This window comes from Caproiciproducens faecalis (assembly GCF_019448085.1).
Lineage (GTDB): Bacteria > Bacillota > Clostridia > Oscillospirales > Acutalibacteraceae > Caproiciproducens > Caproiciproducens faecalis.
Window position 1 is genome coordinate 692,764 of record NZ_JAGFNZ010000002.1, and the last position, 26,608, is coordinate 719,371.

Annotated in this window: 31 protein-coding genes; 6 read left to right on the plus strand and 25 right to left on the minus strand. The window is 54.1% G+C overall.

Annotated features, from left to right (window positions below; genetic code table 11):
* Window positions 1-60: 60 nt before the first annotated feature.
* Together murD and J5W02_RS07715 are read right to left on the minus strand one after the other, a co-directional pair.
* Window positions 61-1,446 carry a UDP-N-acetylmuramoyl-L-alanine--D-glutamate ligase gene (gene murD, locus J5W02_RS07710; protein ID WP_219965085.1) on the minus strand — a complete coding sequence of 462 codons (1,386 nt, stop codon included), beginning with the start codon at window positions 1,444-1,446 and terminating at the stop codon, window positions 61-63.
* 135 nt (window positions 1,447-1,581) lie between these two features.
* A complete protein-coding gene (locus tag J5W02_RS07715; protein WP_219965086.1) occupies window positions 1,582-2,292 on the minus strand; it encodes a gamma-glutamyl-gamma-aminobutyrate hydrolase family protein in 711 nt (236 codons plus the stop codon).
* Between the two features lie 113 nt (window positions 2,293-2,405).
* On the opposite strand from J5W02_RS07715, the gene ypeB reads away from it, so the two are divergent.
* Complete coding sequence (ypeB, locus tag J5W02_RS07720; RefSeq protein WP_219965087.1) at window positions 2,406-3,680, plus strand: germination protein YpeB; 1,275 nt, start codon at window positions 2,406-2,408, stop codon at window positions 3,678-3,680.
* A 2-nt stretch (window positions 3,681-3,682) separates the two neighbouring features.
* On the opposite strand, the gene argF is transcribed toward ypeB, so the two are convergent.
* The 7 genes from argF to J5W02_RS07755 form a co-directional block, all read right to left on the minus strand.
* The gene (argF, locus tag J5W02_RS07725) at window positions 3,683-4,591 is read right to left on the minus strand and encodes an ornithine carbamoyltransferase (protein ID WP_219965088.1); all 909 of its coding nucleotides are present in this window, start codon (window positions 4,589-4,591) and stop codon (window positions 3,683-3,685) included.
* 49 nt (window positions 4,592-4,640) lie between these two features.
* Window positions 4,641-5,819, minus strand: a complete 1,179-nt coding sequence (locus J5W02_RS07730; RefSeq protein WP_219965089.1) for an aspartate aminotransferase family protein — start codon at window positions 5,817-5,819, stop codon at window positions 4,641-4,643.
* Between the two features lie 27 nt (window positions 5,820-5,846).
* Window positions 5,847-6,704: an acetylglutamate kinase gene (gene argB, locus J5W02_RS07735; RefSeq protein ID WP_219965090.1), complete on the minus strand. Its 858-nt coding sequence runs from the start codon at window positions 6,702-6,704 to the stop codon at window positions 5,847-5,849.
* Between the two features lie 26 nt (window positions 6,705-6,730).
* Window positions 6,731-7,945: a bifunctional glutamate N-acetyltransferase/amino-acid acetyltransferase ArgJ gene (gene argJ / locus J5W02_RS07740; protein ID WP_219965091.1), complete on the minus strand. Its 1,215-nt coding sequence runs from the start codon at window positions 7,943-7,945 to the stop codon at window positions 6,731-6,733.
* A 13-nt stretch (window positions 7,946-7,958) separates the two neighbouring features.
* Complete coding sequence (gene argC / locus J5W02_RS07745) at window positions 7,959-8,993, minus strand: N-acetyl-gamma-glutamyl-phosphate reductase (RefSeq protein WP_219965092.1); 1,035 nt, start codon at window positions 8,991-8,993, stop codon at window positions 7,959-7,961.
* Window positions 8,990-10,369: an argininosuccinate lyase gene (argH, locus tag J5W02_RS07750; protein WP_219965093.1), complete on the minus strand. Its 1,380-nt coding sequence runs from the start codon at window positions 10,367-10,369 to the stop codon at window positions 8,990-8,992. Before argH ends, argC begins: the two co-directional genes overlap by 4 nt.
* Window positions 10,370-10,431: 62 nt before the next feature.
* Complete coding sequence (locus tag J5W02_RS07755) at window positions 10,432-11,655, minus strand: argininosuccinate synthase (RefSeq protein WP_219965094.1); 1,224 nt, start codon at window positions 11,653-11,655, stop codon at window positions 10,432-10,434.
* A gap of 197 nt (window positions 11,656-11,852) precedes the next feature.
* On the opposite strand from J5W02_RS07755, the gene J5W02_RS07760 reads away from it, so the two are divergent.
* Both J5W02_RS07760 and J5W02_RS07765 read left to right on the plus strand, forming a co-directional pair.
* A complete protein-coding gene (locus tag J5W02_RS07760; RefSeq protein ID WP_219965095.1) occupies window positions 11,853-12,353 on the plus strand; it encodes a flavin reductase family protein in 501 nt (166 codons plus the stop codon).
* Between the two features lie 18 nt (window positions 12,354-12,371).
* Window positions 12,372-12,617: a hypothetical protein gene (locus tag J5W02_RS07765; RefSeq protein WP_219965096.1), complete on the plus strand. Its 246-nt coding sequence runs from the start codon at window positions 12,372-12,374 to the stop codon at window positions 12,615-12,617.
* A 43-nt stretch (window positions 12,618-12,660) separates the two neighbouring features.
* On the opposite strand, the gene hflX is transcribed toward J5W02_RS07765, so the two are convergent.
* The 16 genes from hflX to J5W02_RS07845 all read right to left on the minus strand — a co-directional run bounded on the left by hflX (window position 12,661) and on the right by J5W02_RS07845 (window position 24,414).
* On the minus strand, window positions 12,661-13,920 hold the full coding sequence (hflX, locus tag J5W02_RS07770; protein ID WP_255575621.1) for a GTPase HflX: 1,260 nt from the start codon (window positions 13,918-13,920) through the stop codon (window positions 12,661-12,663).
* 66 nt (window positions 13,921-13,986) lie between these two features.
* Window positions 13,987-14,457: a hypothetical protein gene (locus tag J5W02_RS07775; protein ID WP_219965097.1), complete on the minus strand. Its 471-nt coding sequence runs from the start codon at window positions 14,455-14,457 to the stop codon at window positions 13,987-13,989.
* Window positions 14,458-14,467: 10 nt separating this feature from the next.
* Complete coding sequence (locus tag J5W02_RS07780) at window positions 14,468-15,019, minus strand: hypothetical protein (RefSeq protein ID WP_219965098.1); 552 nt, start codon at window positions 15,017-15,019, stop codon at window positions 14,468-14,470.
* A gap of 26 nt (window positions 15,020-15,045) precedes the next feature.
* Entirely contained in the window at window positions 15,046-16,092 is a 1,047-nt protein-coding gene (locus J5W02_RS07785; protein ID WP_219965099.1) for a baseplate J/gp47 family protein, read from the minus strand.
* 29 nt (window positions 16,093-16,121) lie between these two features.
* Window positions 16,122-16,457, minus strand: coding sequence for a histidine kinase (locus J5W02_RS07790; protein ID WP_219965100.1), 336 nt, complete (start codon window positions 16,455-16,457; stop codon window positions 16,122-16,124).
* A 1-nt stretch (window position 16,458) separates the two neighbouring features.
* Window positions 16,459-16,797 carry a hypothetical protein gene (locus J5W02_RS07795; protein ID WP_219965101.1) on the minus strand — a complete coding sequence of 113 codons (339 nt, stop codon included), beginning with the start codon at window positions 16,795-16,797 and terminating at the stop codon, window positions 16,459-16,461.
* 5 nt (window positions 16,798-16,802) lie between these two features.
* Window positions 16,803-17,702: a hypothetical protein gene (locus tag J5W02_RS07800; protein WP_219965102.1), complete on the minus strand. Its 900-nt coding sequence runs from the start codon at window positions 17,700-17,702 to the stop codon at window positions 16,803-16,805.
* Entirely contained in the window at window positions 17,699-18,223 is a 525-nt protein-coding gene (locus J5W02_RS07805; RefSeq protein ID WP_219965103.1) for a LysM peptidoglycan-binding domain-containing protein, read from the minus strand. The genes J5W02_RS07800 and J5W02_RS07805 overlap by 4 nt, the downstream gene beginning before the upstream one ends.
* Window positions 18,224-18,301: 78 nt before the next feature.
* Complete coding sequence (locus tag J5W02_RS07810; RefSeq protein ID WP_219965104.1) at window positions 18,302-18,979, minus strand: hypothetical protein; 678 nt, start codon at window positions 18,977-18,979, stop codon at window positions 18,302-18,304.
* The gene (locus tag J5W02_RS07815; RefSeq protein ID WP_219965105.1) at window positions 18,976-19,332 is read right to left on the minus strand and encodes a hypothetical protein; all 357 of its coding nucleotides are present in this window, start codon (window positions 19,330-19,332) and stop codon (window positions 18,976-18,978) included. Before J5W02_RS07815 ends, J5W02_RS07810 begins: the two co-directional genes overlap by 4 nt.
* Window positions 19,333-19,343: 11 nt before the next feature.
* Window positions 19,344-20,357: a phage major capsid protein gene (locus tag J5W02_RS07820; RefSeq protein ID WP_219965106.1), complete on the minus strand. Its 1,014-nt coding sequence runs from the start codon at window positions 20,355-20,357 to the stop codon at window positions 19,344-19,346.
* Between the two features lie 19 nt (window positions 20,358-20,376).
* Entirely contained in the window at window positions 20,377-20,718 is a 342-nt protein-coding gene (locus tag J5W02_RS07825; protein ID WP_219965107.1) for a hypothetical protein, read from the minus strand.
* A gap of 23 nt (window positions 20,719-20,741) precedes the next feature.
* Window positions 20,742-21,704: a hypothetical protein gene (locus J5W02_RS07830; RefSeq protein ID WP_219965108.1), complete on the minus strand. Its 963-nt coding sequence runs from the start codon at window positions 21,702-21,704 to the stop codon at window positions 20,742-20,744.
* Window positions 21,705-21,720: 16 nt separating this feature from the next.
* Window positions 21,721-22,845, minus strand: a complete 1,125-nt coding sequence (locus tag J5W02_RS07835; RefSeq protein ID WP_219965109.1) for a serine/threonine protein phosphatase — start codon at window positions 22,843-22,845, stop codon at window positions 21,721-21,723.
* On the minus strand, window positions 22,842-24,098 hold the full coding sequence (locus tag J5W02_RS07840; protein WP_219965110.1) for a PBSX family phage terminase large subunit: 1,257 nt from the start codon (window positions 24,096-24,098) through the stop codon (window positions 22,842-22,844). Before J5W02_RS07840 ends, J5W02_RS07835 begins: the two co-directional genes overlap by 4 nt.
* Window positions 24,088-24,414 (minus strand): hypothetical protein, encoded by a 327-nt coding sequence (locus J5W02_RS07845; RefSeq protein ID WP_219965111.1) that lies wholly within the window; start codon window positions 24,412-24,414, stop codon window positions 24,088-24,090. Before J5W02_RS07845 ends, J5W02_RS07840 begins: the two co-directional genes overlap by 11 nt.
* Window positions 24,415-24,560: 146 nt before the next feature.
* Here J5W02_RS07845 and J5W02_RS07850 point away from each other — a divergent pair, with 146 nt between their 5' ends.
* Genes J5W02_RS07850 through J5W02_RS07860 form a run of 3 tightly spaced genes read left to right on the plus strand, consistent with a single transcriptional unit; the run spans window position 24,561 to window position 26,445 of the window.
* Window positions 24,561-24,935, plus strand: coding sequence for a GntR family transcriptional regulator (locus J5W02_RS07850; protein WP_219965112.1), 375 nt, complete (start codon window positions 24,561-24,563; stop codon window positions 24,933-24,935).
* Window positions 24,936-24,964: 29 nt separating this feature from the next.
* Window positions 24,965-25,825 carry an ABC transporter ATP-binding protein gene (locus tag J5W02_RS07855; RefSeq protein ID WP_219965113.1) on the plus strand — a complete coding sequence of 287 codons (861 nt, stop codon included), beginning with the start codon at window positions 24,965-24,967 and terminating at the stop codon, window positions 25,823-25,825.
* Window positions 25,822-26,445 carry an ABC-2 transporter permease gene (locus J5W02_RS07860; protein WP_219965114.1) on the plus strand — a complete coding sequence of 208 codons (624 nt, stop codon included), beginning with the start codon at window positions 25,822-25,824 and terminating at the stop codon, window positions 26,443-26,445. Before J5W02_RS07855 ends, J5W02_RS07860 begins: the two co-directional genes overlap by 4 nt.
* Window positions 26,446-26,608: the final 163 nt, after the last annotated feature.

Consider the following 26,608-nt stretch of genomic DNA (forward strand, 5'->3'; position numbering starts at 1 on the left):
TGCTGTATTTCTGATGATATCAATCTTTTATCTATCATGCTGTATGTAAACGGCGGGCGGCTACAGCTGCCCCACCAGTTTTTTAAACTCCTCGCCGCGTGTTTCATAGTTCGGGAACATGTCAAAGCTGGCGCAGGCCGGCGAAAGGGATACAATATCACCCGGCACTGCCTCGGCCCGGCAAGTCCGAACCGCTTCCTGAAGCGACTGCACCCGGATGATTTTCGGACTGCCCTCCCGGTACTTCGGCGCCGCCTTGACGCTCTCCTCGATTTTGTCCGCGGTCGCGCCCATCAGCACCAGCGTTTTTACACTGTCCACCACGGCGGGGCCAAAGGAATCGAACGGAATTTTTTTATCGTAGCCGCCGGCAATCAGAATGATTTTGCGGTCAAACAGCTTCAAGGTTCCGTTTGCCGTCCGGCTCGGGGTCGTCCCGATGGAATCATTATAATATGTTACGCCGTCCAGCTCACGCACAAATTCGTTGCGGTGCTCCACACCGGAAAACGCGCGCGCCGTCTGAACCATAATATCGGTACCGACCGTTCCCCACAGGGCACAGACAGCCGCAAGATAATTTTCAATGTTGTGGCCGCCGGGAACCTTGATGTCCGAGGCGTCCATTACTTTATAATCCTGCCCGTTCAGCGACATGACGATCTCATTTTGATCGTTGAGCCACGCGCCGTTCCCGCATCTGCCCTTCCGGCTGAACATCATTCGTTCGCCGCGGACGTCCTGCGCAAAACCGGTCGTGATTTCATAGTCCGCGTTCAGCACCGCGCGCCCGAAAGCGTTCTGATGCAGGATAATGTTCTTTTTGGCGTCGATATATTCCTGCATATCTTTATGCATATCCAGATGGTTTGGGGTAACGTTCGTCACGATTGCGACATCCGGGCTGCGGCGCATGGAAATCAGCTGGAAGCTGGAAAGCTCCACCACCGCCACGTCGTCCGGGCCGATGCTCTCAATTTCGGGCAGCAGGGGATTGCCGATATTGCCCCCAAGGTGGACGGTTTTGCCGGCGGCTTTCAGCATTTCGGAAACAATGGTGGTCGTGGTGGTTTTTCCGTCGCTGCCGGTCACCGCAAAAATTTTACACGGGCACAGGTCAAAAAACACTTCCATTTCAGAGGTGACCGCGGCGCCGCGCCCACGGGCCGCATTCAGCTCCGGCAGATCATATTTCATGCCGGGTGTACGGAAAATGATGTCCTCGTCCAGATTTTCCAGATACCCTTCGCCGAGCTTCAGCGAAACGCCCAGCTTCTTCAGCTCCTCCGCCGTTTCACCCAGCTTTTCCTCCGTACGCCGGTCACGGGCCGTTACCGCCGCCCCGTGCCGCGCAAATATTTTAATCAGCGGAAGATTGCTGCCGCCAATGCCGCAGAACGCAACTTTTTTCCCCAGCAACGAACTGTAAAATTTCTGAATATCCATAGATGCCTCCGACTTATTTTTCCGGTTCACTCATGAAAATACCGGTACTGCAATATTTCCTATTATACTTTCACGCGTACAAAATAGCAAGTAATGCCGGAGAAAATCGCGCTCTGCCGCCCGTAAAAGCAGGATTCATTTTCCCGCGGCGCTCAGGAAGGCGCGGAAAAGATCCTCGCTGTCGCTGTCCGGCTCAAACAGATACTCCGGGTGCCACTGAACACCCATAAAGAACCGCCGTCCCGGCATATACAGGCACTCCGCAAGACCATCCGCAGAACTTGCCCCGCACAAAAGCGGAGGCGCCAGCTCTTTTACCGCCTGATGGTGCATGCTGTTGACCAGCATCTTCGTCTTGTGAAGAATGCCGTAGAGAGGACTTTCCTTTTCTATAGTAATTCCGTGCACCGCAACATCGTAGGGCGGCTTCTGATAATGAGCCACCGGCAGTCCGCTGACCTGAGCGGGAATATCCTGGTACAAGCTGCCGCCAAGCGCCACGTTCATCAGCTGAATCCCGCGGCAGATGCCCAGCACAGGTTTGTCGGCCTGCACGGCCTGATTCAGCAAAAGAATCTCAAACCGGTCGCGCTGTACGTCGATGGAGCCGCAAAACCGCAGCGTTTCTTCGTTAAAAAGCGCGGGATGTACGTCCGGCCCGCCGGTAAACAGGAAGCCGTCGCATAGTTTGGTCAGCGCGGCAATGTCCTCCTCATCACTTGAAAGCGGAAGCACCAGCGGTACGCCGCCCGATTCCTCAATGGCGTGCAAGTAGTTTGGCCGCATCCAGAGCCGCCCCTGCTCCGTATCGTAAAGAGGCGTTACGCCGATAATCGGTTTTGCCATAAAAATACCCCCTCATTGTTTTTTTTATTATATCATTCGTATTGCGTCCGGCGGCGAAAAATCCGTATATTTCTGTCTGATGTGTGAAAAATAGCGGCATGGGGTGAATGTATATGAATAAAAAAAGAGTGATTACGCTAGTCGCTATGGTCGCGCTGATTGTAACGCTCGGTGCAACCACCGCGATGGGCTATGTTTCCGCAAACAAATATAAAATGAATCTGGAATACAACTACAAGCGTGCCATGGGTGATTTGAGCGGATGCGTTTCCAACATTGAGATCGCGCTCAACAAGGCCTCCTACGCCAATACGATGACCCAGCAGAACGGACTGGCCGCCAAACTGATGCGGGAATCCAGCATGGCGAAGTCCGCGCTGGCGGTTCTGCCGATTACCGACCATTCGCTGGACAACGTGACAAAGTTCGTTACGCAGGTAGGGGATTTTTCAATGACCCTGTCCAACAAAATCTCCGCCGGGCAGAAAATCAGCGACGAAGAGTACAAGACGATGAGCGAGCTGGAACAGTACGCAAAAACGCTGCAGTCCGGCCTGCAGAATGTGAAAACCAATATTGAGTCCAACCAGCTTTCGGATGAATTCAAGAAGACGGCGGAGGATTTCACCAACTTCCCCTCCCTGATTTACGACGGCCCGTTTTCCGACCATATCAACCAGCTGAAGCCTAAGCTGACGGAAGGCCGCCCCCAGATTGCCCAAGGCAACGCGCAGAACATTGCGGCGGAGTTTCTGGGCGTTACACAGGACAAGCTGCAGCACACACAGGACACGGCGGGCGGTCTGCCCACTTATAATTTTACCGCAAACAACGGCAGTATCCGCATCTGTGTGACAAAAGCTGGCGGATTTATCTCCAGCATGGAAAATTCCCGCGATGTGACCGCCGAAAACCTCAGCTATGAGGACGCTTCCAAAAAATCCGCCAGTTTTCTGCAGGGCAGGGGCATTTCCGACATGAAGCAGACGTACTACGTCATCAACGACGGAATCTGCACCATCAACTACGCCTACTATAAAAACGATGTTATCTACTATCCGGATTTAATTAAGGTCTCTGTCGCGCTGGACAACGGAGAAATTTTGCTCTTCAATTCTACCGGCTATATTATGAATCATCACGACCGGACGATTCAGGCAAAAATCACCGCCGATCAGGCACAGGCATCCGTCAGTAAAAAGCTCACGGTACAAAAAAGAGGGCTGGCTTTGATTCCAACCCCCGGTTTGAGCGAAGTGCTCACCTATGAATTTTTATGCAGCGGACAGAATAACGAGCGGGTTCTGGTCTATATTAACGCAACCACCGGGATGGAGGAACAGATTTTGATTCTGCAGACCTCCGACAACGGCATTCTGACCAAGTAACTTTATTTTCCGCCCATCAGGCTGACCAGGACGGCTTTCTGCGCGTGCAGACGGTTTTCAGCCTCATCAAAGATTTCTTTCGAGTGTTTTTCAAACATTTCCGCAGTGATCTCTTCGCCGCGGTGCGCGGGCAGACAGTGCTGGACGATTGCGTCGCTCTTGGCGGCGGACATCACATCGTCATTGATCTGGAAGCCCTTAAACGCATCGCGGCGTTTCTGTGCTTCCGCTTCCTGACCCATGGAGGCCCACACGTCGGTAATCACCACGTCGGCGCCTTTAGCGGCTTCCTTCGGATCGGTGGTCATGCTGAACGCCGGATGAGTCACAGCAAAGTCAAGCACGGCGGCGCTCGGTTTGTATTCCGTCGGGCAGGCGACGGCGACTTCCATCTTCATTTTCAGGCCGCCCACGATCAGCGAATTCATCATATTGTTGCCGTCGCCAATATAGCACAGCTTCAGGCCGTCAAGGCTGCCCTTGTACTCGCGGATGGTCATCAGGTCGGCCAGCACCTGACACGGATGGGAAAAGTCGGTCAGCCCGTTGATGATGGGGATGGTGCCGTTCTGTGCCAGCGACTCCACCTCCGACTGCTTGAAGGTACGGATCATAATGCCGTCCAAATAGCGGGAAAGCACCCGGGCGGTGTCCTGTACCGGTTCGCCGCGGCCGATTTGAAGATCCTTTGAGGAAAGGAAGATCGGCAGGCCGCCCAGCTGGTACATACCGACTTCAAAGGAAACACGCGTTCTGGTGGAAGCTTTTTCAAAGATCATACCCAGTGTTTTGCCCGCCAGGTGGTGGTGTTCAATGCCGTGCTTCTGTTCGTATTTGAGCTGGTCGGCGAGGTTTAAAATGGAAGTGATGTCTTCGCTGGTCAGATCAAGCAGTTTCAGCAGATGTTTCATGGTTGCCCTCCTAAAATTCAGATGATGTATGGTTTGATGGGGTTTCTGTTCAGGAATTTTCCTGTATGGTTTTTTCAAGAATTGCCAGACCTTTGTCAATGTCTTCCACCATGATGGTCAGCGGCGGCAGGAACCGGAGCATCTCTTTCGCCGTCAGAACCAAAAGGCCGTTTTCGGCGCATTTCTGCGCAATTTCTTTTGCGGTTTTGTTCTTCAGCTTCGCGCCGAGCATCATGCCCATTCCACGGACAAGTTCAATCCCTTCCATAGCGGAAAGCTTCTGTGTCAGGTACGCGCCTTTTTTCCCGACTTCCTGTAAAAAGTCCTCGTTCCCGACCACGTCCAGCACCGCGAGCGCACCCGCGCAGACAACCGGGTTGCCGCCGAAGGTGGAGCCGTGCGAGCCCGCGTCCATCACCGTTCCAAGGCGCTCCCCGCAAAGGCACGCGCCGATTGGCAGTCCGCCGCCGAGTCCCTTCGCGCTGGTCAGAATGTCCGGCATGATTCCGTAATTCTGGAAACAGTAAAGCTTTCCCGTACGGCCAACCCCGGTCTGTACCTCGTCAACAAGGAGCAGAATGTCGCGTTCTGCGCAGAACGCGGAAAGCTCCTTTACAAAACCGGCCTGCAGCGGCAGTACGCCGCCCTCGCCCTGCACCAGTTCAATCATCACGGCACAGGTGTCCTTTGTAACATTTTCCTTTACGCTGTCCATATTGGTACCCGCGTAGGAAAAGCCCTCTGTCAGCGGAGTGAATTTTTCATGGAACGAATCCTGCCCGGTTGCGGCCAGTGTGGTAAGAGTCCGCCCGTGGAACGAATTCTGCAGGGTGACAATCCAGCACCGGTTTTTCCCGTATTTGTCCGCGGCGTACTTTCTGGCCACCTTCACGGCACATTCGTTTGCCTCCGCGCCGGAATTGCCGAAAAAGACCTTTGAAAATCCCGTCAGGGTGCAAAGCTTTTCCGCCAGCTTTGTCTGCATGGGCTGATAGTATAAATTGGAGGTATGCTGCAAGGTAGCTGCCTGCTTCGCTACCGCCTGCGTCCATCGTTCGTCACAGTAGCCAAGCGAGTTCACGCCGATTCCGCTTGTAAAATCAATGTACTCTTTTCCGTTGCAGTCCACCGCGGTTGCTCCGTGGCCGGAAACCAGCGCCACGGGAAACCGCCCGTAGGTCTGCATGAGATACTTCCGGTCCTGTTCCTGAATTTCTTCAAAAGTCATTTGTTTCACCCCTATTATGTTGTTTTATCAGCAGAACATCGTGCCGATGCCCTCATCCGAAAAAAGTTCGATTAAGATTGAGTGCGGAATCCGTCCGTCAATGATGTGCGCGCGGCTTACGCCCCGCCGGACCGCTTCCACACAGCAGTCGATTTTCGGGATCATTCCCCCGCTGATGATTCCCTGATTCTGCAGCTTTGGCACATCGCTGACGTTTACAACCGGAATCAGGGTGTTTTCGTCATCTTTATCGGCGAGAAGCCCTTTGATATCCGTCATCAGGATCAGCTTTAAGGCACCCATTTCCGCGGCGATACGGGCCGCGGCAATATCCGCGTTAATATTGTAGACTTCCCCGTTTTCACCGCCGGCCACGGTTGCTACAATGGGTACATAGCCGTTTGCCGTTGCATGCGAGATAATGTCCGTGTTCACTTGTGTAATCTCGCCCACAAAGCCAAGGTCTTCCTGTGCCGCGAGTTTTTTGGCCTTTATCATTCCGCCGTCCAGCCCGCAAAGGCCGATGGCCCGGCCGTTGTGCCGCTCCAGAAGCTGAACAAGGTCCTTGTTGACCTTGCCCGCCAAAACCATCTGCACCACATCCACGGTTTCCGCGTCGGTGACGCGCAGCCCGTCGACGAACCGGCTTTCCTTGCCGATCTTTTTGAGCATTCCGCTGATTTCCGGCCCGCCGCCGTGCACCAGCACCACGTTGATGCCGACCAGCTGCATCAGGACAATATCGCTCATGACCGCGTCTTTCAGATCTTCGTTTACCATGGCGTTTCCGCCGTATTTTACAACGACCGTCTTGCCCGCGTATTTCTGTATATACGGCAGAGCCTGCACCAGAACCTGCGCCCGGTTCGCATTGGTAATATCCATCCTCTTCCATCCTCCGTCCGCGTTCATCAGGTTCGGTAGTCCCCGTTGATTTTTACATAATCATAAGTAAGGTCGCAGCCGAACGCGGAGGCTTTAAACTCGCCGCCGTTCAGCGCCACATCCACATTGATTTCATCCTGAGTCAGGATTTTCTTTGCTTCTTCTTCGTCAAAATCAATTCCCGCTCCGTTTTTGCAAACCTCTATGCGGCCCGCCTTGGATTCAAAGGCAACGTCCACCGTGCCGACGTCCACATCCGCGTCCGCGTAGCCGATGGCGCACAAAACGCGCCCCCAGTTTGCGTCCGCCCCGAACATTGCCGCTTTGAACAGGCTGGAGCAGATCACGCTTTTCGCGACCAGCCGCGCGTCCTTCTCGCTTCTTCCGCCCGTTACCCGGCAGACCAGAAGCTTGGTGGCGCCTTCTCCGTCCTTGGCAACTTTTCGGGCCAGAGCAGTGCAGAGCACGGTCAGCCCTTTGACAAACAGGCGGTAATCTTCGCCGTCTCCCGTAATTTCCTCATTTCCGGCCAGACCGGAGGCAAGGATGGAGGTCATGTCGTTGGTGGAGGTGTCGCCGTCGATGCTCACCATATTGAAGCTGACATGCACCGCCTCTTTCAGTGCGGCGTTCAGCGCACAAGTGGAAATGGCGGCGTCCGTCGTTAAAAAGCAGAGCATGGTGGCCATATTCGGATGAATCATGCCGGAGCCCTTCGCGATCCCCCCGATTTTAACGGTTTTACCGCCAATGGTCAGCTTTACTGCCATATTTTTCACTTCGGTGTCCGTGGTCATAATCGCCTTTGCGGCGGCTTCTGAACCGGTGGGCGAAAGCGCCTTTACCAGCGCGGGTGCCGCGGTTTCAATCGGCTCAATCGGCAATACCTGCCCGATGACCCCTGTGGACGCTACTACAACGTCCTGCGGCGCGATTCCCAGCTCTTTTGCGGCAATTTCACACATCCGCTGCGCCTTTTCCTCGCCGTCCGCGTTGCAGGTGTTGGCGTTGCCCGAATTGCAGATAACCGCCTGCGCTTTCCCGTCGGCTATATTTTTCCGCGTGACCAGAATCGGCGCGCCCTTGACAAGATTCTGCGTATAGACCGCGGAGACCGTGCACGGAACACTGGAATAAATCATGGCAAGATCGGATTTTGACTTATTTTTACGGATTCCGCAGTAAATTCCCGCTGCGGTAAAGCCCTGTGCGGCGGTAACACCGCCTTCTGTAAATTCCATTTTCACTATCCCCTTAAAATGCCGGAGGCAATGCTTTCAGCCCGGCGGTTTCCTCTATTTCAAACGCAAGATTCATATTCTGAATGGCCTGCCCCGCCGCGCCCTTAACCATGTTGTCAATCGCCGAAATGGCAATGAACGTACCGGTACGGGAATCAACGTGGAGCGATATGTCGCAGAAATTGGAGCAGCGCACATTTTTAATGTCCGCTTCCTTTCCCTTCGGCAGCAGCCGGACAAAGTACTCCGAATCATAAGCGTCATGATAAGCTTTTTCAATCTGTTCCATTGTGACCCCGGGGGTCAGTCTTGCATAGCAGGTGGCAAGAATACCCCGGTTGACCGGCAGCAGGTGCGGCACAAAGGTCAGCGTGACAGGTGCGCCCGCCACATGGGAAAGGCTCTGCTCCATTTCCGGCGTGTGCCGGTGGCAAGCAACCTTATAGGCGCTCATTCCTTCGTTCAGCTCCGGGTAATGTGTATTCTGGCTCGGCTTTCGGCCCGCGCCGGTCACGCCGCTTTTGCAGTCGGCAATCATGCCTTCTTTTAAGATCAGACCGTTTTTCAGTGCCGGAGCAAGCGCCAGCGGCACCGCCGTGGTGTAGCAGCCGGGGTTTGCGATGATTTTCTTCCCCCTGATCTGTTCCCGGAAAAGCTCCGGTAAAGCGTAAACGGCAAGCGCGTGAAGGTCGGGGTGCAGGAACGTTCCGCCGTACCACTGCCGGTAATCGCCCTCGTTTTCCAGACGGAAATCCGCGCCGAGGTCAATGAAGACCTTCCCTTTTGCGTAGCAGTCCGCCGCAAGCTCCTGCGACAGGCCGTGCGGCAGCGCGGCAAAAACCACGTCGCTTCTTTCCACGACCTCATCCTGAGTGCCGCAGACCATGTCGCACACCCCGCGGTACGCGGGATAAACGTCTGAAAGAGCCTGCCCTTCAAAGCTGACGGAGCTGACCGCGGCAAGCTCCGCCTGCGGATGTCCGCTCAGCAGCCGGCAAAGCTCCGCGCCCGCGTAGCCGGTCGCGCCGACCACCCCCGCCCGGATCATATCTGCACCCCCAGCTTCTGCAGAACCCTTTTTGCCTGTGCACAAACATTTTCCGGAGCCGGGCCGCCCAGCACCTTTCTGCCGTTCACACAGTTTTCCAGTGAAATCGCGTCAAAAATTCCGTTGTCAAAAAGCTCGCTGAACGTTTTGTATTTATCAAGCGGAACGGTTTCCAGCGTCTGTTCGTTTTCAATGCAGTACGCCACCAGCTCGCCCGTGATTTTATAGGCGTCGCGGAAAGGCATCCCCTTCCCGACCAGATAATCGGCGCAGTCGGTCGCGTTGATAAAGCCCTTTGCCGCCGCCTTGCGCATATTCTGTGGCAGTACCCGCATGGTGTCGATCATTGGAACAAAGGCGGTCAGGCACATGTGCAGGGTGTCCACCGCGTCGAAAATCGCTTCCTTATCTTCCTGCATATCCTTGTTGTAGGCAAGGGGAAGACCTTTCATCATAGTCAGGAGCGTGGTCAGGTCGCCGATGGCGCGGCCGCTTTTCCCGCGGACCAGCTCCGCGATATCCGGATTCTTTTTTTGCGGCATGATGCTGGAGCCGGTGGAAAACGCGTCGTCCAGCTCCACAAATTTAAATTCCCACGAGCACCACAGGATGATTTCCTCTGAAAATCTTGAAAGATGCACCATAGCAATGGCGATATCCGCGGCAAGCTCCATGCAGAAATCCCGGTCGGAAACACCGTCAAGGCTGTTGTTGGTCGCCCCGGCAAAGCCCAAAAGGGAAGCCGTCATTTCGCGGTTCAGCGGATAAGTGGTTCCCGCCAGCGCGCCGGAACCGAGCGGACATTCATCCATCCGCTTCTCGGTGTCTTCCAGACGGGAAAGGTCACGCTGGAACATTTCGGCGTATGCCAAAAGATGGTGTCCGAACGTGATGGGCTGCGCGCGCTGCATATGAGTGTAGCCCGGCATCACTACGCCGCTGTTTTCCAGCGCCTTTTTGCACAGCACCCCAATCAGCTCTTTGATCTGGCCGTGCAGGGTTTTGCACTGTTTTTTCAGATACAGCTTCACATCCACCGCAACCTGGTCGTTCCGGCTGCGCGCGGTGTGCAGCCGTTTGCCCGCGGCGCCCAGCCGCGCGGTCAGTTCGCCCTCCACAAAGGTGTGGATGTCCTCGGCTTCCCTGTCGATTTCCAGCGTACCGTCCTCTATTTCCGCTAGAATTTTCTGCAGCTCCGCGCAGATTTTTTCGCTTTCCTTTGCGTCGATGACGCCGCAGGCGCCGAGCATGGTCGCGTGGGCAACACTGCCCTCAATATCTTCCTTTGCCATCCGGCTGTCAAAGGAAATGGATGAATTAAAATCGTTGGTCTTCTGATCGAGTTCCTTATGAAATCTTCCTGCCCACAGCTTCAAATCACACACACTCCGTTTATTGAAAATGTGGGGCAGACCGTGCGCCTGCCCCAAAATGGATTTTATTTATTCTTCTGCTTTTTCATCGCCTGTACCTGAATCGGCAGTCCGAACAGGTTGATGAATCCGGCGGAATCCGCCTGATTGTAAACTTCGTCCTCACTGAAGGTCGCAATCTCCTCGTCATAGAGAGAATACGGAGAAGTGACCCCCGCGTCAATGATATTACCCTTGTAGAGCTTCAGCTTTACTTCGCCGGTCACCGTCTGCTGGGTGCTTTCCACAAACGCAGAGAGCGCTTCGCGCAGAGGAGTAAACCACTGGCCGAAATAAACCAGCTCCGCGAATTTATTGCCCACGCCCTGCTTGTAGTGGTAGGTATCCCTGTCAAGGCAGAGCTCCTCCAGCTTGTTGTGCGCGTGGTAAAGGATGGTGCCGCCCGGGGTCTCGTACACGCCGCGGGACTTCATGCCCACCAGCCTGTTTTCCACAATGTCGGCAATGCCGATGCCGTTTTCCCCGCCGATTTTATTCAGCTGCGCAATCATATCCACCGCGCAGAGCTTATTGCCGTTGAGAGACACAGGAACACCCTTTTCAAAGTGAAGGGTAATATAAGTTGCCTTGTCGGGAGCCTGCTCCGGGGAAACGCCCAGCTCCAAAAAGCCCGGTTTATCATAGGTCGGTTCGTTCGCGGGGTCCTCCAGGTCAAGGCCCTCGTGGGAAAGGTGCCACAGGTTCTTATCCTTGGAATAGTTGGTCTCTCTGGTAATATTCAGAGGAATCTTGTGCGCTTCGGCGTAGTCGATTTCCTCGTCACGGGACTTGATGGACCACTCCCTCCACGGGGCAATGATCTTCATCTTCGGCGCAAACGCCTTGATGGCCAACTCAAACCGCACCTGATCGTTGCCTTTTCCGGTGCAGCCGTGGCAGATTGCGTCCGCGCCCTCGGCCTGAGCGATTTCCACCAGCCGTTTCGCAATCAGGGGCCTTGCAAAGGAGGTGCCGAGCAGATACTTATTCTCATAAACAGCGCCCGCCTTGAGGGTCGGCCAGATGTAATCTTCGGCAAACGCCTTTTTCAGGTCGGCGATATAAAGCTTAGACGCGCCGGTCTTTTTCGCCTTTTCCTCCAAGCCGTTGAGCTCCGCGCCCTGCCCTACGTCCGCCGCAACCGCGACAACTTCGCAGTTGTTATAATTTTCCTTCAGCCAGGGAATAATAATAGAAGTATCAAGTCCGCCCGAATAAGCGAGAACTACTTTTTTAATGTTGTTTTCCATTGCAAAGGCCCCCTGTTTTGTTTTGTTGTGTTTTATTATACACTATTTATACGGGAATTCAAGCATTTTGTGCATAAATATTCATTTTATCTTTAATCAATAAAAACCTATAAATATGATCTTTTCAGATTGTGGGATATATCCAAACGTGGTAAAATAAAATAGAAATAAAAACCAATTTAACGGAGGTGTTTTTGATGTTTCAGCAAATTGACATCACGAAAATGAATTTTAATCCATTCACCAAAATCGATCAGGAATGGATGCTGATTACCGCGGGAAACCGGGAAAAATGCAATACCATGACCGCCAGCTGGGGTGCCCTGGGCGAGCTGTGGCATAAATATGTTTCCTTTATTTTTATCCGTCCGCAGCGCTATACTCTGAAATTCATTGAAAAAGAGGATTTTTATTCTCTCTGTTTTTTTGACGAAGCCTACAGAAAGGCTTTGAATTACTGCGGCAGCCACTCCGGCCGGGATGTTGATAAAATCAAGGAATCCGGTCTGACAACCGTGTACGATGATGCACCTTATTTTGAAGAGGCAAAGCTCGTTTTGATCTGCCGTAAGCTGCACGGGCAGACCATTGACCCCTCCTGCTTTATCGATTCTTCCATTGACACGAAGAATTATCCGCAGAAGGATTACCACAAGCTGTTTATTGGCGAAATCGTAAAGGTGCTGGAGAAAGTATAATTTTACTTTAGGAAGGCGATGGCAGTGTTTCCGTGGAACCGCAGGGAAGTGTCCCTTGGTTTTTCCGAGAAAGAGTTCATGGATATCCGCCAAAAGCTTCATGAAGGAGGAATCCCTTGTGAAACACGCATTGTCAACGCGCAGGCCGGCGGGATGCGCACCCGACTGGGCTCCTTTGGGATAAACCGCGAGTATGAATATCAGTATTATATTTATGTAAAAAAGTGCGACTATGAAAAAGCAGCGTTTCTCCTGAAAAAATGACAAAAAAGAGCCGCTTCCCGATTGTACCGGGAAGCGGCTCTTTCTATCCGATAATATATTTTCCGATGGTATCGTCCAGAGTAGACGGAACCTGTGCCGTCAGCACAAGACCCAGATCGGTGTATTCCTCATTTTCCACCGTTCCTTCGCGGCGGATCTGTGCCGCAAGACCGCTTTGAGCAAACGGCAGCAGCAGCTTAACCCGCTTGCTTTTAATAGGCAGATTGTCTTCAATCGCGCTGAGAAGTTTCTCAATTCCCGCGCCCGTCGCCGCGCTGATCCGCACGGAATTGCCGACGAACGGGATGATATTGGCCGCTGGAAGAAGATCGCATTTGTTGAACACGGGAATAATCGGTCTTCCCTCACAGCCGAGCTCCGCCAGAAGATCCTTCGTAATTTTCAGATGCTCCTGCGCTTCGGGACTGGAAGCGTCACAGATATTCAGAATAATGTCGGCAGTAGCGGCCTGTTCCAGTGTGGAACGGAAAGCCTGCACCAAATGGTGCGGAAGGCGCCGCACCAGACCGACGGTATCGATGAGCATCACCGTGGTGCCGTTCGGCAGCTTCAGCGCGCGGGCGGTCGGATCCAGCGTGGCAAACAGCATATTTTCCGCCAGAACCCCGGCCTGTGTCAGATAGTTCATCAGCGTGGATTTCCCCGCGTTGGTGTAGCCCACCAGCGCGACCGTAATCACGCCGTCCTTCTGACGGCGGCGGGTAATCTGACTGCGGTGCTTTTCCACCGCGTCCAGCTGCTCATTCAGAGAATCAATTCTCCTGCGGATGTGCCGCCGATCTGTTTCCAGCTTGCTTTCGCCCGGGCCTCGCGTTCCGATTCCGCCGCCCAGACGGGAAAGCGACGTTCCCTTTCCGGACAGTCGTGGCAACAGATATTTCAGCTGAGCCAGTTCCACCTGCAGCCTGCCCTCTTTGCTTTTTGCGCGTGACGCGAAAATATCCAAAATCAGCATGGTGCGGTCCACAACGCGTACCTTGCTGATGGTTTCAATATTTCTGATCTGAGTGGGAGAAAGCTCGCAGTCAAACACAAGCAGATCAATTTCATGCTTTTCACAAAAATCGGCGATTTCTTCCATCATCCCCGACCCGACACAGGTAGCGTTGTCATAGGTGGGTCGGTTCTGCGTAATTGCGCCGAAAGGCTCCGCTCCCGCGCTGCTGACCAGCTCATACAGCTCCGCCAGCGAAGTCTCCGCGTCATACTCCCCCGTGTTGACTTCAACCAGCAGTGCGCGCTCCGGTTTTTCTTCATTTTCGTACAGTTCCAGTCCGTCCATCCCCTTTCAGCAGGTTCCGCTGTATTTTGCTATTATTTTATCTTAAAATCCAAAATAATGCAAATTCTATCGAAAAGCGACATAGATATAATTCATGGTGTCGCCGTTTAAATTATTCAGAATTCCGCCGCCCGCGGGCGGGTTCTGCGTCTGGTAAACAGTCAGTTTGTCCGCGGACAGAAGCACGCCGGCACTGCCGCCTGTTTTGGTGACAGCCGCAAAGCTGTTTTCATTGTATCCGCCGCCCGGAAAATAATCGTTCGCGGGCATTTGTTCCAGAAATACCAGTACGAGTCTGGGCGCAAACGGCAGGGTAATCACCTGCGTTGCCGCTCCGTCACCGCAGTAGCTCCCGACGGTAAAGGGCTGTGTCAGCAGCGTCCGGTCGTCCGGGGACAAATGCATCTGCGCATTCCCAAAATGGCCGGTCAGCAGCGTATCCAGCAGCGTGTTGTCTTCCACAAAATCGCTGCGCATCGGTTTGTCGGTTCCCACCCAGCTGTTCAGCCCCAGGGATGTTTTGTTGTTTGTTGGCATTGTTTCCTCCTTAAATCCTTACCATTTTGCCGTCAAAACCGTCAATCGCATCCCATGTGTAAGAAAAGGCGTCCTTTGTGTCGAACGTCTCATTTGCACCGTCGATATTGTTCCATGAAATGCTTCTAAAATCCAGTTCCGCGTTTAAATGTGCGGGAAGGTAGTTTTTGGCAGTCCGCAAAACGGCAGTCCTTTTTTCCGGTGACGACAATTCGTCAAAACAGTTTACATAAATACTTTTTTCATTCACCTTTTCACAGATTTTCGCAGGAATGCCCTCCATTGCAAAAATCTGTTCCATACTGCCGACCGTAAAATCATTCGGTGTGATCGCACAGCGTTTCAAAATCGCGTTTCGCCTCTCGTCCGTGTCAGTTGCGGCACCGATTTGAAGCAGGCTCTCCGCGTTCACAAGCCCGTAGTCCGCTGCGGTGGCCGTAAAGCTTTCCCTCTGCAGCGTTTCCAGTTCGCCACAGACCATATCAAGTCCCTGCGCGTACGCCCGCAGCTCATCATCCACGGCGGTGCCTCCGCTGAGCGAGTAAATTTTGATCGCTTTCATTTTGGCAAGCATAGAGTCCAAAGCCCTCACTGTTCCACCCCCGCGTAGTACCCGACCTTTACCGAGCCGCAGACTGCCAGCTGGTTCATCCCGAGTTTTCTGTCGGCAGTCGCAGAGGCGTTAAAGAGATAATTTTTGATTTTGCCCGTCGCAAACACTTTGACCCCCAGTGCGGTCACAATTACCGGCTCCCCGACCGACAGTTCGTCAAAATACTCCCTGACCGCCTGTTCACAGGCAGCCTGTGCGTCCTGTACGGAAACGGTATCCACAGGCGTAACGGCAATGTCTACATCCACCGCAACGGTCTGTGCCGCCGCGACCTTTACGTCCACATTTACCTCACGCAGTAAATTCAGACCGCTCTGTACTTTATCAATGACCTCCTGCAAGGGAACCGTTCCTCTGCCGCCAAGGTAAAGTCCGACCGTCCCCGCTCCGTTTTCACGCGGTACCACTCCCACGGAGTAGACACCGTCGTATTTTAAAGCACATTCGCGGTAAAATGCCGCGTTTGTACCGTTGGAAATGCTTGCGTAGCTCTGCATCAGCCGGGAGCGCAGTTCACTGTCGCTTTCACTGTCCTCCCCTCCGGTAAAGGCGGACGTATTCGTCACACTTTCCAGCGCGGCGGGCGGTGTCACCATCACGGTAACGGTACCCGGCTGGGTATTTCCGATTTTCCCGCCCTGTTCCGCCCTTGCCGATACCTCAATGCTGAGTTCTCCGTTTTTGAGGATTGCGTCTTCGGTTGTAATATACCGCACCGGCTGGTCGCCGGAGGTGGCGCAGACCGTGCCCGCCGGAATTAAAGCGTCGTACCAGAGCGGGGTAATTCGCCGAAAAGTAAGCATTCCGGAGGATGCAACCGCCTGCTTTCTGGTCAGTCCCCGCTCCTGCGCCCGCAGTTCAAGCTGCTCCCCCTGTGCGCTCTGGGCAAACGTCTGCATTTTCAGCCAGTCCACCGCGCTGCCAATGGAATAGATTTCTCCCGCCAGCACCTTCATGCGGATCCCGATGTCCGAAGCGTCGTCCGGAGCGTACCCGGCAAGGGATGTAAACTGATTTTGCATCCGCGTTAAAATTTCGTTGTAGCTGTACACTATATTTTCACCTCTATCTCCGCTTTTTCCCCGCCGCAGCCGAGCGCGACCATTACAGCCAGGGGGTTCCCCAAGCATTCGGCATGCTCCACCGTGACCTGCGGAAGAACCCGAAGCGCCTCCTGTGCCATGGTAAGTGCCTTTTCGTTCAGCCCGCTGTCGCCGGACTTCAGTTCATGCAGGCGGCTCCCTAAAGAAGGGTCATACGCAAAGCTCCCAATCGGGATCCTCAAGCGAAGAGCGGCGCGCTGCAGCAGTTCCTGCGCGCCCTGTATTTTTTGAGGACGACCGTTGAAGCCGAGTAAAAAATCCCCGTTCATTAACGCCGTATCCATGCTAACCCTCCTTTTGCGCGGCGAAAACCTGCCCGTTAATGACAACATCGCCGTTGTTTTTCAGGTAAATGCTCGCGCCTCCGGACGAAAACAGCAGTAATTCGCCCGGAGCGATTCCTTTTTCCTGTGTCACCGCTCCAATGCAGGCATTCCTCGAACCTGTTCCTACCACAACCGTCTTTGCCGTATTTGGCGGCAGGTAAGCAATGCCCCACGGGCCCAGAAAGGGAATGCCGCGGTATTCCCTTTCCCCCTGCATCACGGCCGCACCGGTTACTTCCGCCACTTCCGCGGCGGTTTTCCGGTTCTGCGCGGCAGTGATCTGCTGTGAAATCCACATATCCCTCATCTCCTTAATAGAAACCGGGTACTTTCCCCGTCGTCACCCAAGCGGTATTCCGTCTGCGATACATACAGGTTTTCGATGAAACCGAGCGCCGTGTCCCTGACCTTTGCCGCCGTAAAAAGGCTCCCGGTGATTTCTCCGGGACAGTCCACAGCCACCCGGTACGCCTTTTTCTCTGCCGCGCGGATCAGCCCATCGGCGTCTCCCTGTGCAAGGCATCTTCTTCGCCGGATTCCCAGCAGCTCCGCCTGTCCGCTTCGCGCGGCAGAGCAGTAATTTCCGGCGCTTCCGGACTTGACCAGTACCTCCGAAAGGAGGTTGCAAAACAAATTTTCAACGGAAAGAGAAGTGTACGCAATGCCGGCAGCGTTGTCAAACAGCAGTTCCCCCTGCGGCTTTTCGCCGGACGCATCAAATGTATCTGCCGTAATTCGCGGCGTCACTTTCAAAAACCGGCTGCAGAATCCCGCCGCAGCCTGCCACTCGCTCATCCCCTTTGTTACCGTGTATGTTCCGCTGAAAACCCGGCCGTCACCCAAAAACCCCGAAAAGCCGTAGGGCTTTACATGCCTTTCAAAAACAGTCTTCAGCGACGGCATACAGTAGGTCTGCGGAATTGCCTCGTTGTCGAGCAAAACCGCCGCGTGGCTGCGGGCGGCAAGCGTCAGCTTTCTTCCCGCTCCAGAGCTCTCCTTCTGTTCGTCTACGATTCCGTCAAAACACAGCCCCTGATTTTTGTTGTAGATTTTAATGCCTGTCAGCAGACCCGCACTTTTGAAAAGGGGAAAGGTGCCGGTGAATCCGTCGGCCGGCGCGTCCTCCCCGCAAATCATCCTTGCCGAAACCGGGGGCGGGAGCAAAAATCCCACCCCCTGCGGCGTTACCCCCACATAGGTCACGGAAGCACCACCTTCTGCCCGCTGTTCAGCGCGTTGGGCCACTGAATCATCGGATTCAGCGTTTTCAGCGTATCCACATCCGTCCCGTAAAGGTTGGCGACTTCCCACAGGCTTTCCCCGCCAGTACAGACATAAATTCCGGCGGAAGCAGCCGGGACTTTTAAATCCGTGTCCCCATCCTCTACAAATACGAAACTGTAAGAAACGCAGTCCGGCTGGGCTTCCCCGATCATTTTCAGAGAAGCGAACGCCGCCGGAAACGGGGTATCCCCCGGCAGCCGCAGCAGCCCGCTTTCGCCGGAAGTAAACACCGCCGCCAGGCGGCTGAATTCCTCCATACATCCGCTGCCGATAAACTCGCCCGAACCGGTGACGATCCGCTTGTCGCAGCCCAAATCCTGCAGAATGCTCCCGTAGAGCGGCAGCTTCAAATTTTTAATATTTCTGGAATAAGCGACCTCCACCTGCTTCGGGTTAAACGGCCACACATAATTTTTATAACTCATCGGCTGTATTTTCATGCGTGTTCCTCCCCGGTGTCCAGCGGATGGGGATATCTGCGAAAGTCCCGTTCCAACCCTTCCGAAATTTCATCGAGCTCACTGTCCACCGCTTTCCCCCTCCTTTTCCTGTGTCCGCGCCGCGGCGACCAGTTCCATGCTTTGGCGGGGGGTGTTGCCCGCCCCGCCCTCCGCCGTGATATTTTTCCATCTGCACCCGGAGTAAACCACCCTGCCTGCACTCCCCGCCGCAATCAGGCTGAATCCCGAAAGCGCACACAGGTCCGTACCGCTTTGAGAGCGAACGTTTTGAACGGTCAGCTCATAGCTGATTCGCCCGGGCGCGGTGGAAACCGCGTCCTGCTCGCCCCAGGCGGAAACCGTCCGGCTCTGCTGCACGCATTTTACCGTATAACTGTCGGCGACCGCAACCCGTTCCCCGTCCGCTTCCAGGTACACTTCCCTGTCCGCGTCGGCGGCCAGCACCTTCAAAACCGCCCAGACGTAAAGCTCTTCCCCCGCCACCAGGGCTGTGTCGGCGCGCTTGACAACATAGTTGCGCGCGCCGCTGTAAATCTCATCGCCGGTACAAAGCTTTTCCCCTGTAGGGCCGGTGTAAAGGTAATGCAGGTTATCGTAATATTCCGTGGGCAAATTCAGGGACGCCCCGCTTTTGTACTGCAAAGGCCGTAAAATCGCGCTGACTTCACAGTCGTGGACGGTCACTTTTTCGCCGTATTTTCGAAAGAGCCTTTCCAGTGTTTCTCTTTGCGTCATGAACAAATCCCCTCAAACAAAAAACCTTCGTCTTTCAGATACGGAGCTGCCGCCGCAACGGATTCCCGCCATGCCTGTCTGGCCATTTCCACCCCGGCAGCGCTTTTCGTCACCTTCACATCCCCCGCCGAAAAACTCTGCACCCCGGAGCCCGCCGTCACCACCGCCCAGCGGTACAGCGCGAGCGAAGCCGCCGCCGCACACAAAAGCCCCTGCGCTTCGGGAACCTCCTGTTTTACCCGGCGGCTGATTTCCGCCATTGCGTCCTCACACAGGGGCAGGAACCTTGCCGCCGATTCCGCGCTTAAATCCGCCATCAGCGCAAAGCGCTCAGCCACATCCTCAATCACCATATCCGTTCCCCTTACGGCTGATAATTCAGTACCTTCACGGCACTGTCAAAAATCTTGGCAAAGCCCGCGATCGTGGTAATAGAGGCGCGTTCCAGCTGGCGGTCGATCAGCTTGTCGTAATCGGTCAGCACCCCGCCGGCCTGCACCATTTCCAGCGCGCAGGTTTTATCAAGTCCGATGATCTGATTGTCCCCCAAATCCGGCACATGCAAAAGGTTCGCGCCGAGCGGAGCGGCCAGCTTGCCGGTACCCTGAAAGTTCAAGCCCGCGTTCGCGTCCTTAAACTCACTGATGGACAGAATGTCCTTTACGGTGGAAGTAGAAGCCAGCATGGTATTGAGAGAATACGGCGCGAGCACTCCCCAAAGGTTGACCATGTCGGCGTAATCAGGCTTTGCGCCCGCCGTTGCCACCGCGTCTGCGGGGGTCTGCCCGTCGTCCCCGTGCAGCAGTACCTCCACCGCGTCCGTAAGCTGTGCGCGGGCAATGTAAGCACCGATCTGGCGCAGGGTAACGGTGAACAGGTCGAGTTTCTGGAATCGGAGCGCCTCGTAGCTGGCGACCAGCATCCTTCCGCGCTTGTGCAGCTTCACCAGATGATCCTGCGTCCTGACGACGGTCTGGGGAATCTGCGCTCCCTCCGCGACCGGCTTAAGTGCTTTGTCCTCTTTACCCGGATTTGAGGTAATGGTGCGATAGTCCATGGAGCCGATATTCGTCGTTGTCGCCACAAGGTTCGGCAGCAGGTTCGCCAGCTCCATCCCCTGCCGCACTGCGCGGTTGACGTATTCCGGGAAAAGCGCCGAGGAATCCGCCGTCTGGAAGAATTTTTCAATCCGGTCGGAGTCCGCGCCGCCTACGCGGATATCAAAGCGCTTCAGCTGTCTTTGGTACGCGTCAAGCCCTTCCAGCCCGCTGCCCGCGTAATTTTCGGTCGGGTCAAGGCTTTCCAGAACCTCCGTAAAGCTTTTTCCCGGGGTACCGTACATTCCTTTTTCGAGTTTCATTGATTCATAAAATGCCATGTTTTTTTCCTCCCGTTTCTTAAAGAATGATGCCGCAGGTCTGCGCCGCGGTGTCAACGTCCGTGACAAGAAGGCTCCTGCCGGTACTTTCCGTCTGGACTTTTCCGTCTGCCGCACAGTTTAATTTTTGGTACCCGACTGTCGGGGCGGTGCCGGAATACGGCACGGTAACATAGCCGGAAAGCTGTACCGCCGCAAAGCCTCCGCGCACGGAAACCGCCACTCCGCAAAACGCGTCCAGCGCCGTGCCCGCGCCGACCTTTCCGTTTCCGGTCATTTTCACCGGCATCCCCGGCGTTACGCCTGCTTCCGCCTCAAAGGTTGCCATCTGTTCACCATAGCCGTTCAAAGAAATATTCATGTTTTCTCCTCCGTTATTCAGAATTATATTTTATACTCCGCATTGAAAGCAGAGCTTTCCGTCCGGTGCGCCGGAGCCAGCTGCGGGCTTAGGGGAAGAACCTCTTGTGCCCTGCGGCGGTAGGCTTTTTCAAAACATTTCAAATCTTCCGCGTCCATTTCGGCGGCAACACGGGCCGCCGTCTTTGCCGGGATCTCCGGCTGCGCAATGCCCGCGTATTTCACAAAGCTGTTTTCCAGCTCCCCGCGGTACATTCGCCCGCATTCGGCCAGCGCTTCCAGCGTTTCCAGCCGCTTCAGAATCCGGTGTGCCTGCTCCGCGCTCAGTGTGAGTTCCCCGTCGGCAGACGAAAGCATTTTTTCAACATTCTCCGCATCTTTGGTGGAAAAGTTTTTAATCACTCCCGCTTCGCGTTGGGCAGGAACCGCCACAAACGACCATTCGTAGGCGTCCGTCGGCTCGCTTAAAACCGCACAGCAGGTTTTCCCGCCGTAGGTCTTTCCTTTTACATGGGTACAGCCGCCCTGCTTTAAGTCCGCGCCGCAGATGCTGCAGGTAACCTTGCCCACCGCGCAGCCCACGCTGACCTCTTTTTTAATCCCGCTGTCCAGCTCCAAAATCAGGTCGCTGTTTTTATCGCTTTTCGGCAGGTACGCCTGCGCGACCAGACGGCAGTACGGTTCTTCCGTTTGCGTCGTTCGTTCGCCGTCCCGCTCCACGGCACAGTCGTAAATGCGGGCCGTCTGGTTCTGCGTCTGCATGCTGTGATTGAAAATCCCCGTTTTCCCGACGAACAGAACCGCCAGCTTTTGCAAGGCTTCTTCCGTGAAGCGCTCCCCGTCGCGGTCAATTTCGTTGTCACACAGGACTACGGAAAACGTGTAGATTTCCTCCGCCGTAAACTCCCTGCGGGTATACCGGTTAATTTTCCGGAGCGCGTCCCCGTCCGGTTTTCCTTTGCTTTTCAGCACATATCCCTCTTTCAAGTAATCCTTCCTTTCCTTACGTTGTTGCGGCAGCTTCCAGCTGTGCCGCCTTTGCGTTCAGATACCTCGCGTTTGCCGTCTCGATTTCATCCTGCAGCGTAATGTCATCCCATTCAATCACAAACCCCGGATCGTACCCGTTCAGCCGCAGCCACAAAGAGCAGATGCGGTGAATCACCGGGTTCAGGATACGGCGGTATGCTTCCAGTTCGCTGGTCAGAATGTCCGCCTGCTGACTCGACATCCTCTCTGTAGACGACCACGAAAGTCCCAGCAGAAACGGCGGCAGTCCAAGCTTCGCCACAATCTGTTCCAGCATTTCGCGCACCGGTACGGCGCTGTCCAGAATCTGGTTATCCGCGCCGATCGCCTTGATGCTCACATCCCCCACGGCTATAAAATCGCTTACGCTGTCCTTCTGCATCGCGCGGCTCCACTCCCCGGCAATCTGCTGGGCGCGTTCCTTTGCGTAGGCTCTGTCCGCCGCGTCGCCCGTCGGTTTGTAGGTTACGGCGAAGCGCACATTGCCCAGCCGTTCCCAGTTGACGCCGATGGTGTTGTAAATCTGAATCAGGATTCCGCTGACAAACGGCAGTCCGTGCAGCAGGGATACCCCCCTGGCGCTGCCGGGCGCGGGGTTCAGCGCGGAGCAAAAGACCAACTCCGGATATTTCACCCTCACGCTTCCTCCGGGTTCGCGGCGAAAGATCTCTGTCTGCAGCGGGCTGACCGCCTTCAGCTCTACATCCTCCAACCCCGCGTTGTAAAGCGCGGCAACGGTTCCGCCGCCGACCACCATTTCCCCCACCGCGTTGCCGTAGGTCAGAAGCTGCGACAAATAATCGTTCAAAAAGCTCTGGACTCCCGCCTCCATGGAATTTACTTTTACATTCTGTAAGAATAAATTCAGGCGGGCTTCCGCGTTTTTATTTCCGCAGTGTACGGTAAAGCTGCCGATCAGCCGGATGATTTTATCAATGCCCGCGTCAATGATCGGCACCGCCTCACGCAAAGCGGCGTAAAGTCTGTTTTCCCCTGTCTGCAGCGGCACATAGCTGTTCAGCGCGGCAAACGGCGAAGCGGCAGCCGCCGTCTGTACCGCCTGTGCGACCGGCTGCAATTTTTGTTTTTTCCCTATCATGGCTCTCCTCTCCCGCGCGGCGCGGCAATTGCGAAGAAAGCGTCCTCCCTGCGGAGCAGCGTCGTCACAAAATACCGGATATCATCCATCGCGTGGTCGTTTTCTTTTACCGGCGCGTCCCGGCTTTTGTCGTCGTTCCAGCGGTACAGGCCGAATTCCCTTACCGCGTCCGCGCAGTTTCTGCAGATTCTCACGTCCCCCTGTTTCAGCGCAACGCTGACCTGACGGATTCCATCCAGTACTTCGTTCTGCGCGGGCAGGACGCGGTATTTTCCGTGCCGCCGGATGACCTCGATAAAACTGGCGGCGGAAGGGTCAACGGCAATTCTGTCAATTTCCCGTTCCCCGCAAAGCCGTTCCAGCCCGGCGTAATGCTCCTCGTCCGTGCGGGAAGAACCCGCGGTACGCGAATCGTAGTAATACTCGTCCATCCGGTACCATACGCCGTCCTTTTTTCCCCAAAGTCCGAAGGAAGACGGGTTCACGGTTCCGTAATCGCAGGAAACGGCGTAGCTTTCACAGTCTTTCGGTACGTCACAGAACATTTTGTCCGTCATAAACGGGTAGACAAGCCCCTGTGCCGCCACCCATTTCCCCAGCACGAACCGCTCGTAAAACGTCCCCGCGTAAAGCCCGCGGTACCGTGCGCGAATCTGAGGGCTGAGCGACGGGTTGTCCTCCATGGTGAAGTGCAGGTATAGCGCGTTCTTCGGTTCCGCCTTTTTGATCCATTCGCGGTAAAACCAGTGCTGCGGATTTTCCGGGTTGCAGTTGAACCAGAATTTCGAGCCCTCCACCGAGCAGCGCGCAAGCGCCTGTTCCACAAAGGACCGGGGCATCAGCGCCACCTCGTCAAACAGCACCCCCGAAAGGGTAATGCCCTGAATCAGCGCGGAGGAACCCTCGTCGCGCCCGCCGAACAAATAAAACCGGTTGCAATGCTTTTCAAAGGAAATATCCAGCCGGTTTTCCGCGGCTTTCATCTCACACCGGAATCCCGCTTCCTGTAGAGCCGGCAGCAGCGTGGTAATCAGGTTCCGTTTCAGGGAACGGATGGTTTTCCCGCAGATGGCAAACGAGCGGTTTTGAAATCGGCAAAGCGCCCACGCCGCAAAGGAAATTCCAAGGCAGAGCGTTTTCCCGCTTCTCACCGCCCCGTCACAGATCACCGCGTCCCGGTTTTCATACGGGCTGCCTGGGCACCACCAGGAAAGCGCCTGAAGCTGTTTTTGCGAAAAAGTTTTAAACTCCATCTTCTTCCCCGCTGAAAGATTTTGCGCATTCCTGCAAAGTGCGGTACAGCGGCAGCACATCCCCGCCGGTTTCGCTCAGCTCTTCCAGACTCTGCAGGGCTTTGATCCGGTCAAAAAACTTGATTTCCATCCCGCCGCCCTTCGGCCGTTTGATCTCCGCAATATTATACAGATCCATTTTGTCCAGCGCCGCCAAATCCGGTTCCTCTGTAAACAGCAGCCGCACCGCGTCCGCAATTCCGCCGTAAGCCAGCCGCTCGTACCCTCTGCGAACCCGCTTTCTGGTTCTTTCGCCCGTTTCCGAATTACCTTCCAAGCCTTCAGCCTCCTTTCAAGCCACCACCCAACAAACAGGAAAATTGCCCTCAAAAGGAAAATTTTTAAAAATTATCTCTTGACAAATGTCGGCGTTAGGATTATTGTATATACACGATATACACAATATTCCTACGAGGTGATTCTTTGGACATCATCATCAGCAATTCCAGCGGCAAACCGATTTACGAACAAATTACCGAGCAGGTCAAAAACAGCATTATTACCGGCGCCCTGCAGGCGGGCGAAGCTCTGCCCTCTATGCGGCTTCTGGCAAAGGAGCTGCACATCAGCGTCATCACTACCAAACGCGCTTATGAGGATCTGGAACGGGAGGGGTTTATTGAAACAGTCGCCGGAAAAGGAAGCTTTGTCGCACAGAAAAACATGGAATTTATCCGTGAAGAACAGCTGCGCAAAGCGGAAAATCTTCTGCAAAGCGCCGTGGATGTGGCAAGATCGGGCGGAATCACACTGGATGAACTCCGCGAAATGCTTACTTTGCTATACAACGGTGATTAAAATTCCGGCACAGCGCCAGGGAGGTAACTATGGAAGATATTCTCACAGTCAGCAATCTTTGTAAGGACTACCCGTCGTTTCACTTGCAAAACGTCAGCTTTTCCGTTCCGGGCGGCAGCATTGTCGGTTTTGTCGGCGAAAACGGCGCAGGAAAAACGACCACAATCAAACTGATTTTAAATGAAATGAAGCGGAGCAGCGGCTCTGTCAAAATTTTTGGTCTGGATAATATTAAGGACGAACAGAAGATCAAGGAGCAGATCGGCGTCGTGTTCGACGAAAGCTATTTTCACGGCGAATTCAAAGCCGGGGACATTGCTTCCATCCTGCGGGCGGTATTTAAAACTTGGGACGACGAACTCTTCGACCGGTATCTGAACCAGTTCAAGCTGCCGAAAAATAAAACGATTAAGGAATATTCCAAGGGAATGAAAATGAAGCTGAGCATTGCCAGCGCGCTGGCGCACCGCCCGCGCCTTTTAATTCTTGACGAGGCAACCAGCGGGCTTGACCCGGTCGTGCGCAGCGAGATTCTCGACATCTTCCTTGATTTCATTCAGGATGAATCCCACTCCGTGCTGTTTTCCTCCCACATCACCGGCGATCTGGAGAAAGTAGCGGATTACGTCGTTTTCATTCATGAAGGAAAAATTATTTTCGACCGTTCGAAGGATGACCTGATCTATCGGTACGGGGTTCTCAAATGCGGTTCGAACGATTTTCAGCGGGTAGACAAAGACGATCTTGTCCGCTGGCGCAAAACCGATTTTGGCTATGAAGCGCTGGTGACGGACCGGGACGCCACCCAGCGAAAATATGCCGGTCTGGTCGTCGACCCGGCCACCATTGACGACATCATGCTGATTTATGTAAAGGGGGGCAAATCATGACGGGACTTCTGTTAAAAGACCTGCTGTATTTAAAAAAGCAGGGGCGGGTTTTCTTGCTTCTGCTGGCTTTTTATATTATCTTTTTTGCTACAACGGGGAGCGGAATCGATCAGATTACCTCTTTGCTGCTCACTTTGATCCCAATGATCCCGATGATTGTTCTTACGAATGCCTTCGCTTATGACGAGCTGTCGAAATGGAACACTTACGCGCTCACCTTCCCCCTGACCAGGGGAAAACTCGTCTTTGCAAGATACCTGCTTACCCTGCTTCTGACCTGCATCATGGCTTTGATTCCGCTTTTCGCGAACCTCTTGTTCGGCAGCCTCTCCGCGGAAACGTTCGCGGCGATTTACGCCGCATTCGGCGCGTCTCTTCTCCTCTGTGAGATTTTAATTCCGCTGTTTTATCAGTTTGGAACACAGAAAGCGAGGTTTGCATTGCTGGTGATTGTTTTTATTCCCACCCTTGGTGTTTTTTTCTATAAACAGCTTCGGTTAGCCGCACCGAGCAGTGAGCAGATCGTGTTTCTGCTGAAAATCTCCCCCCTGTTTTTACTTGTTTTTTTTGCGGTGTCCTATTATATATCCTGTAAAATATTGGAAAACAAGAATAATTAAGGTATAAAAAAGGAACGGTTCGCCCGCTCCTTTTTTTGTTTGCTAAACCTGATATTGTATATTACATAATCTTATTTTTTATATTGCATTCCTGCATTAATTCTATATTCGACTTATATTTCAAGTGGAAAATGATAAAATATTTTTATGATTATAGAAATTT

Excerpts from the sequence above, each read along its gene's own strand:
- murD (WP_219965085.1), bottom strand. The coding sequence starts at position 1,446 with ATGGATATTCAGAAATTTTACAGTTCGTTGCTGGGGAAAAAAGTTGCG.
- J5W02_RS07715 (WP_219965086.1), bottom strand. The coding sequence starts at position 2,292 with ATGGCAAAACCGATTATCGGCGTAACGCCTCTTTACGATACGGAGCAG.
- ypeB (WP_219965087.1), top strand. The coding sequence starts at position 2,406 with ATGAATAAAAAAAGAGTGATTACGCTAGTCGCTATGGTCGCGCTGATT.
- argF (WP_219965088.1), bottom strand. The coding sequence starts at position 4,591 with ATGAAACATCTGCTGAAACTGCTTGATCTGACCAGCGAAGACATCACT.
- J5W02_RS07730 (WP_219965089.1), bottom strand. The coding sequence starts at position 5,819 with ATGACTTTTGAAGAAATTCAGGAACAGGACCGGAAGTATCTCATGCAG.
- argB (WP_219965090.1), bottom strand. The coding sequence starts at position 6,704 with ATGGATATTACCAATGCGAACCGGGCGCAGGTTCTGGTGCAGGCTCTG.
- argJ (WP_219965091.1), bottom strand. The coding sequence starts at position 7,945 with ATGGAATTTACAGAAGGCGGTGTTACCGCCGCACAGGGCTTTACCGCA.
- argC (WP_219965092.1), bottom strand. The coding sequence starts at position 8,993 with ATGATCCGGGCGGGGGTGGTCGGCGCGACCGGCTACGCGGGCGCGGAG.
- J5W02_RS07755 (WP_219965094.1), bottom strand. The coding sequence starts at position 11,655 with ATGGAAAACAACATTAAAAAAGTAGTTCTCGCTTATTCGGGCGGACTT.
- J5W02_RS07760 (WP_219965095.1), top strand. The coding sequence starts at position 11,853 with ATGTTTCAGCAAATTGACATCACGAAAATGAATTTTAATCCATTCACC.
- J5W02_RS07765 (WP_219965096.1), top strand. The coding sequence starts at position 12,372 with ATGGCAGTGTTTCCGTGGAACCGCAGGGAAGTGTCCCTTGGTTTTTCC.
- hflX (WP_255575621.1), bottom strand. The coding sequence starts at position 13,920 with ATGGACGGACTGGAACTGTACGAAAATGAAGAAAAACCGGAGCGCGCA.
- J5W02_RS07775 (WP_219965097.1), bottom strand. The coding sequence starts at position 14,457 with ATGCCAACAAACAACAAAACATCCCTGGGGCTGAACAGCTGGGTGGGA.
- J5W02_RS07780 (WP_219965098.1), bottom strand. The coding sequence starts at position 15,019 with ATGAAAGCGATCAAAATTTACTCGCTCAGCGGAGGCACCGCCGTGGAT.
- J5W02_RS07785 (WP_219965099.1), bottom strand. The coding sequence starts at position 16,092 with ATGCAAAATCAGTTTACATCCCTTGCCGGGTACGCTCCGGACGACGCT.
- J5W02_RS07790 (WP_219965100.1), bottom strand. The coding sequence starts at position 16,457 with ATGGATACGGCGTTAATGAACGGGGATTTTTTACTCGGCTTCAACGGT.
- J5W02_RS07795 (WP_219965101.1), bottom strand. The coding sequence starts at position 16,797 with ATGTGGATTTCACAGCAGATCACTGCCGCGCAGAACCGGAAAACCGCC.
- J5W02_RS07805 (WP_219965103.1), bottom strand. The coding sequence starts at position 18,223 with ATGAAAATACAGCCGATGAGTTATAAAAATTATGTGTGGCCGTTTAAC.
- J5W02_RS07810 (WP_219965104.1), bottom strand. The coding sequence starts at position 18,979 with ATGACGCAAAGAGAAACACTGGAAAGGCTCTTTCGAAAATACGGCGAA.
- J5W02_RS07815 (WP_219965105.1), bottom strand. The coding sequence starts at position 19,332 with ATGGTGATTGAGGATGTGGCTGAGCGCTTTGCGCTGATGGCGGATTTA.
- J5W02_RS07820 (WP_219965106.1), bottom strand. The coding sequence starts at position 20,357 with ATGGCATTTTATGAATCAATGAAACTCGAAAAAGGAATGTACGGTACC.
- J5W02_RS07825 (WP_219965107.1), bottom strand. The coding sequence starts at position 20,718 with ATGAATATTTCTTTGAACGGCTATGGTGAACAGATGGCAACCTTTGAG.
- J5W02_RS07835 (WP_219965109.1), bottom strand. The coding sequence starts at position 22,845 with ATGATAGGGAAAAAACAAAAATTGCAGCCGGTCGCACAGGCGGTACAG.
- J5W02_RS07840 (WP_219965110.1), bottom strand. The coding sequence starts at position 24,098 with ATGGAGTTTAAAACTTTTTCGCAAAAACAGCTTCAGGCGCTTTCCTGG.
- J5W02_RS07855 (WP_219965113.1), top strand. The coding sequence starts at position 24,965 with ATGGAAGATATTCTCACAGTCAGCAATCTTTGTAAGGACTACCCGTCG.
- J5W02_RS07860 (WP_219965114.1), top strand. The coding sequence starts at position 25,822 with ATGACGGGACTTCTGTTAAAAGACCTGCTGTATTTAAAAAAGCAGGGG.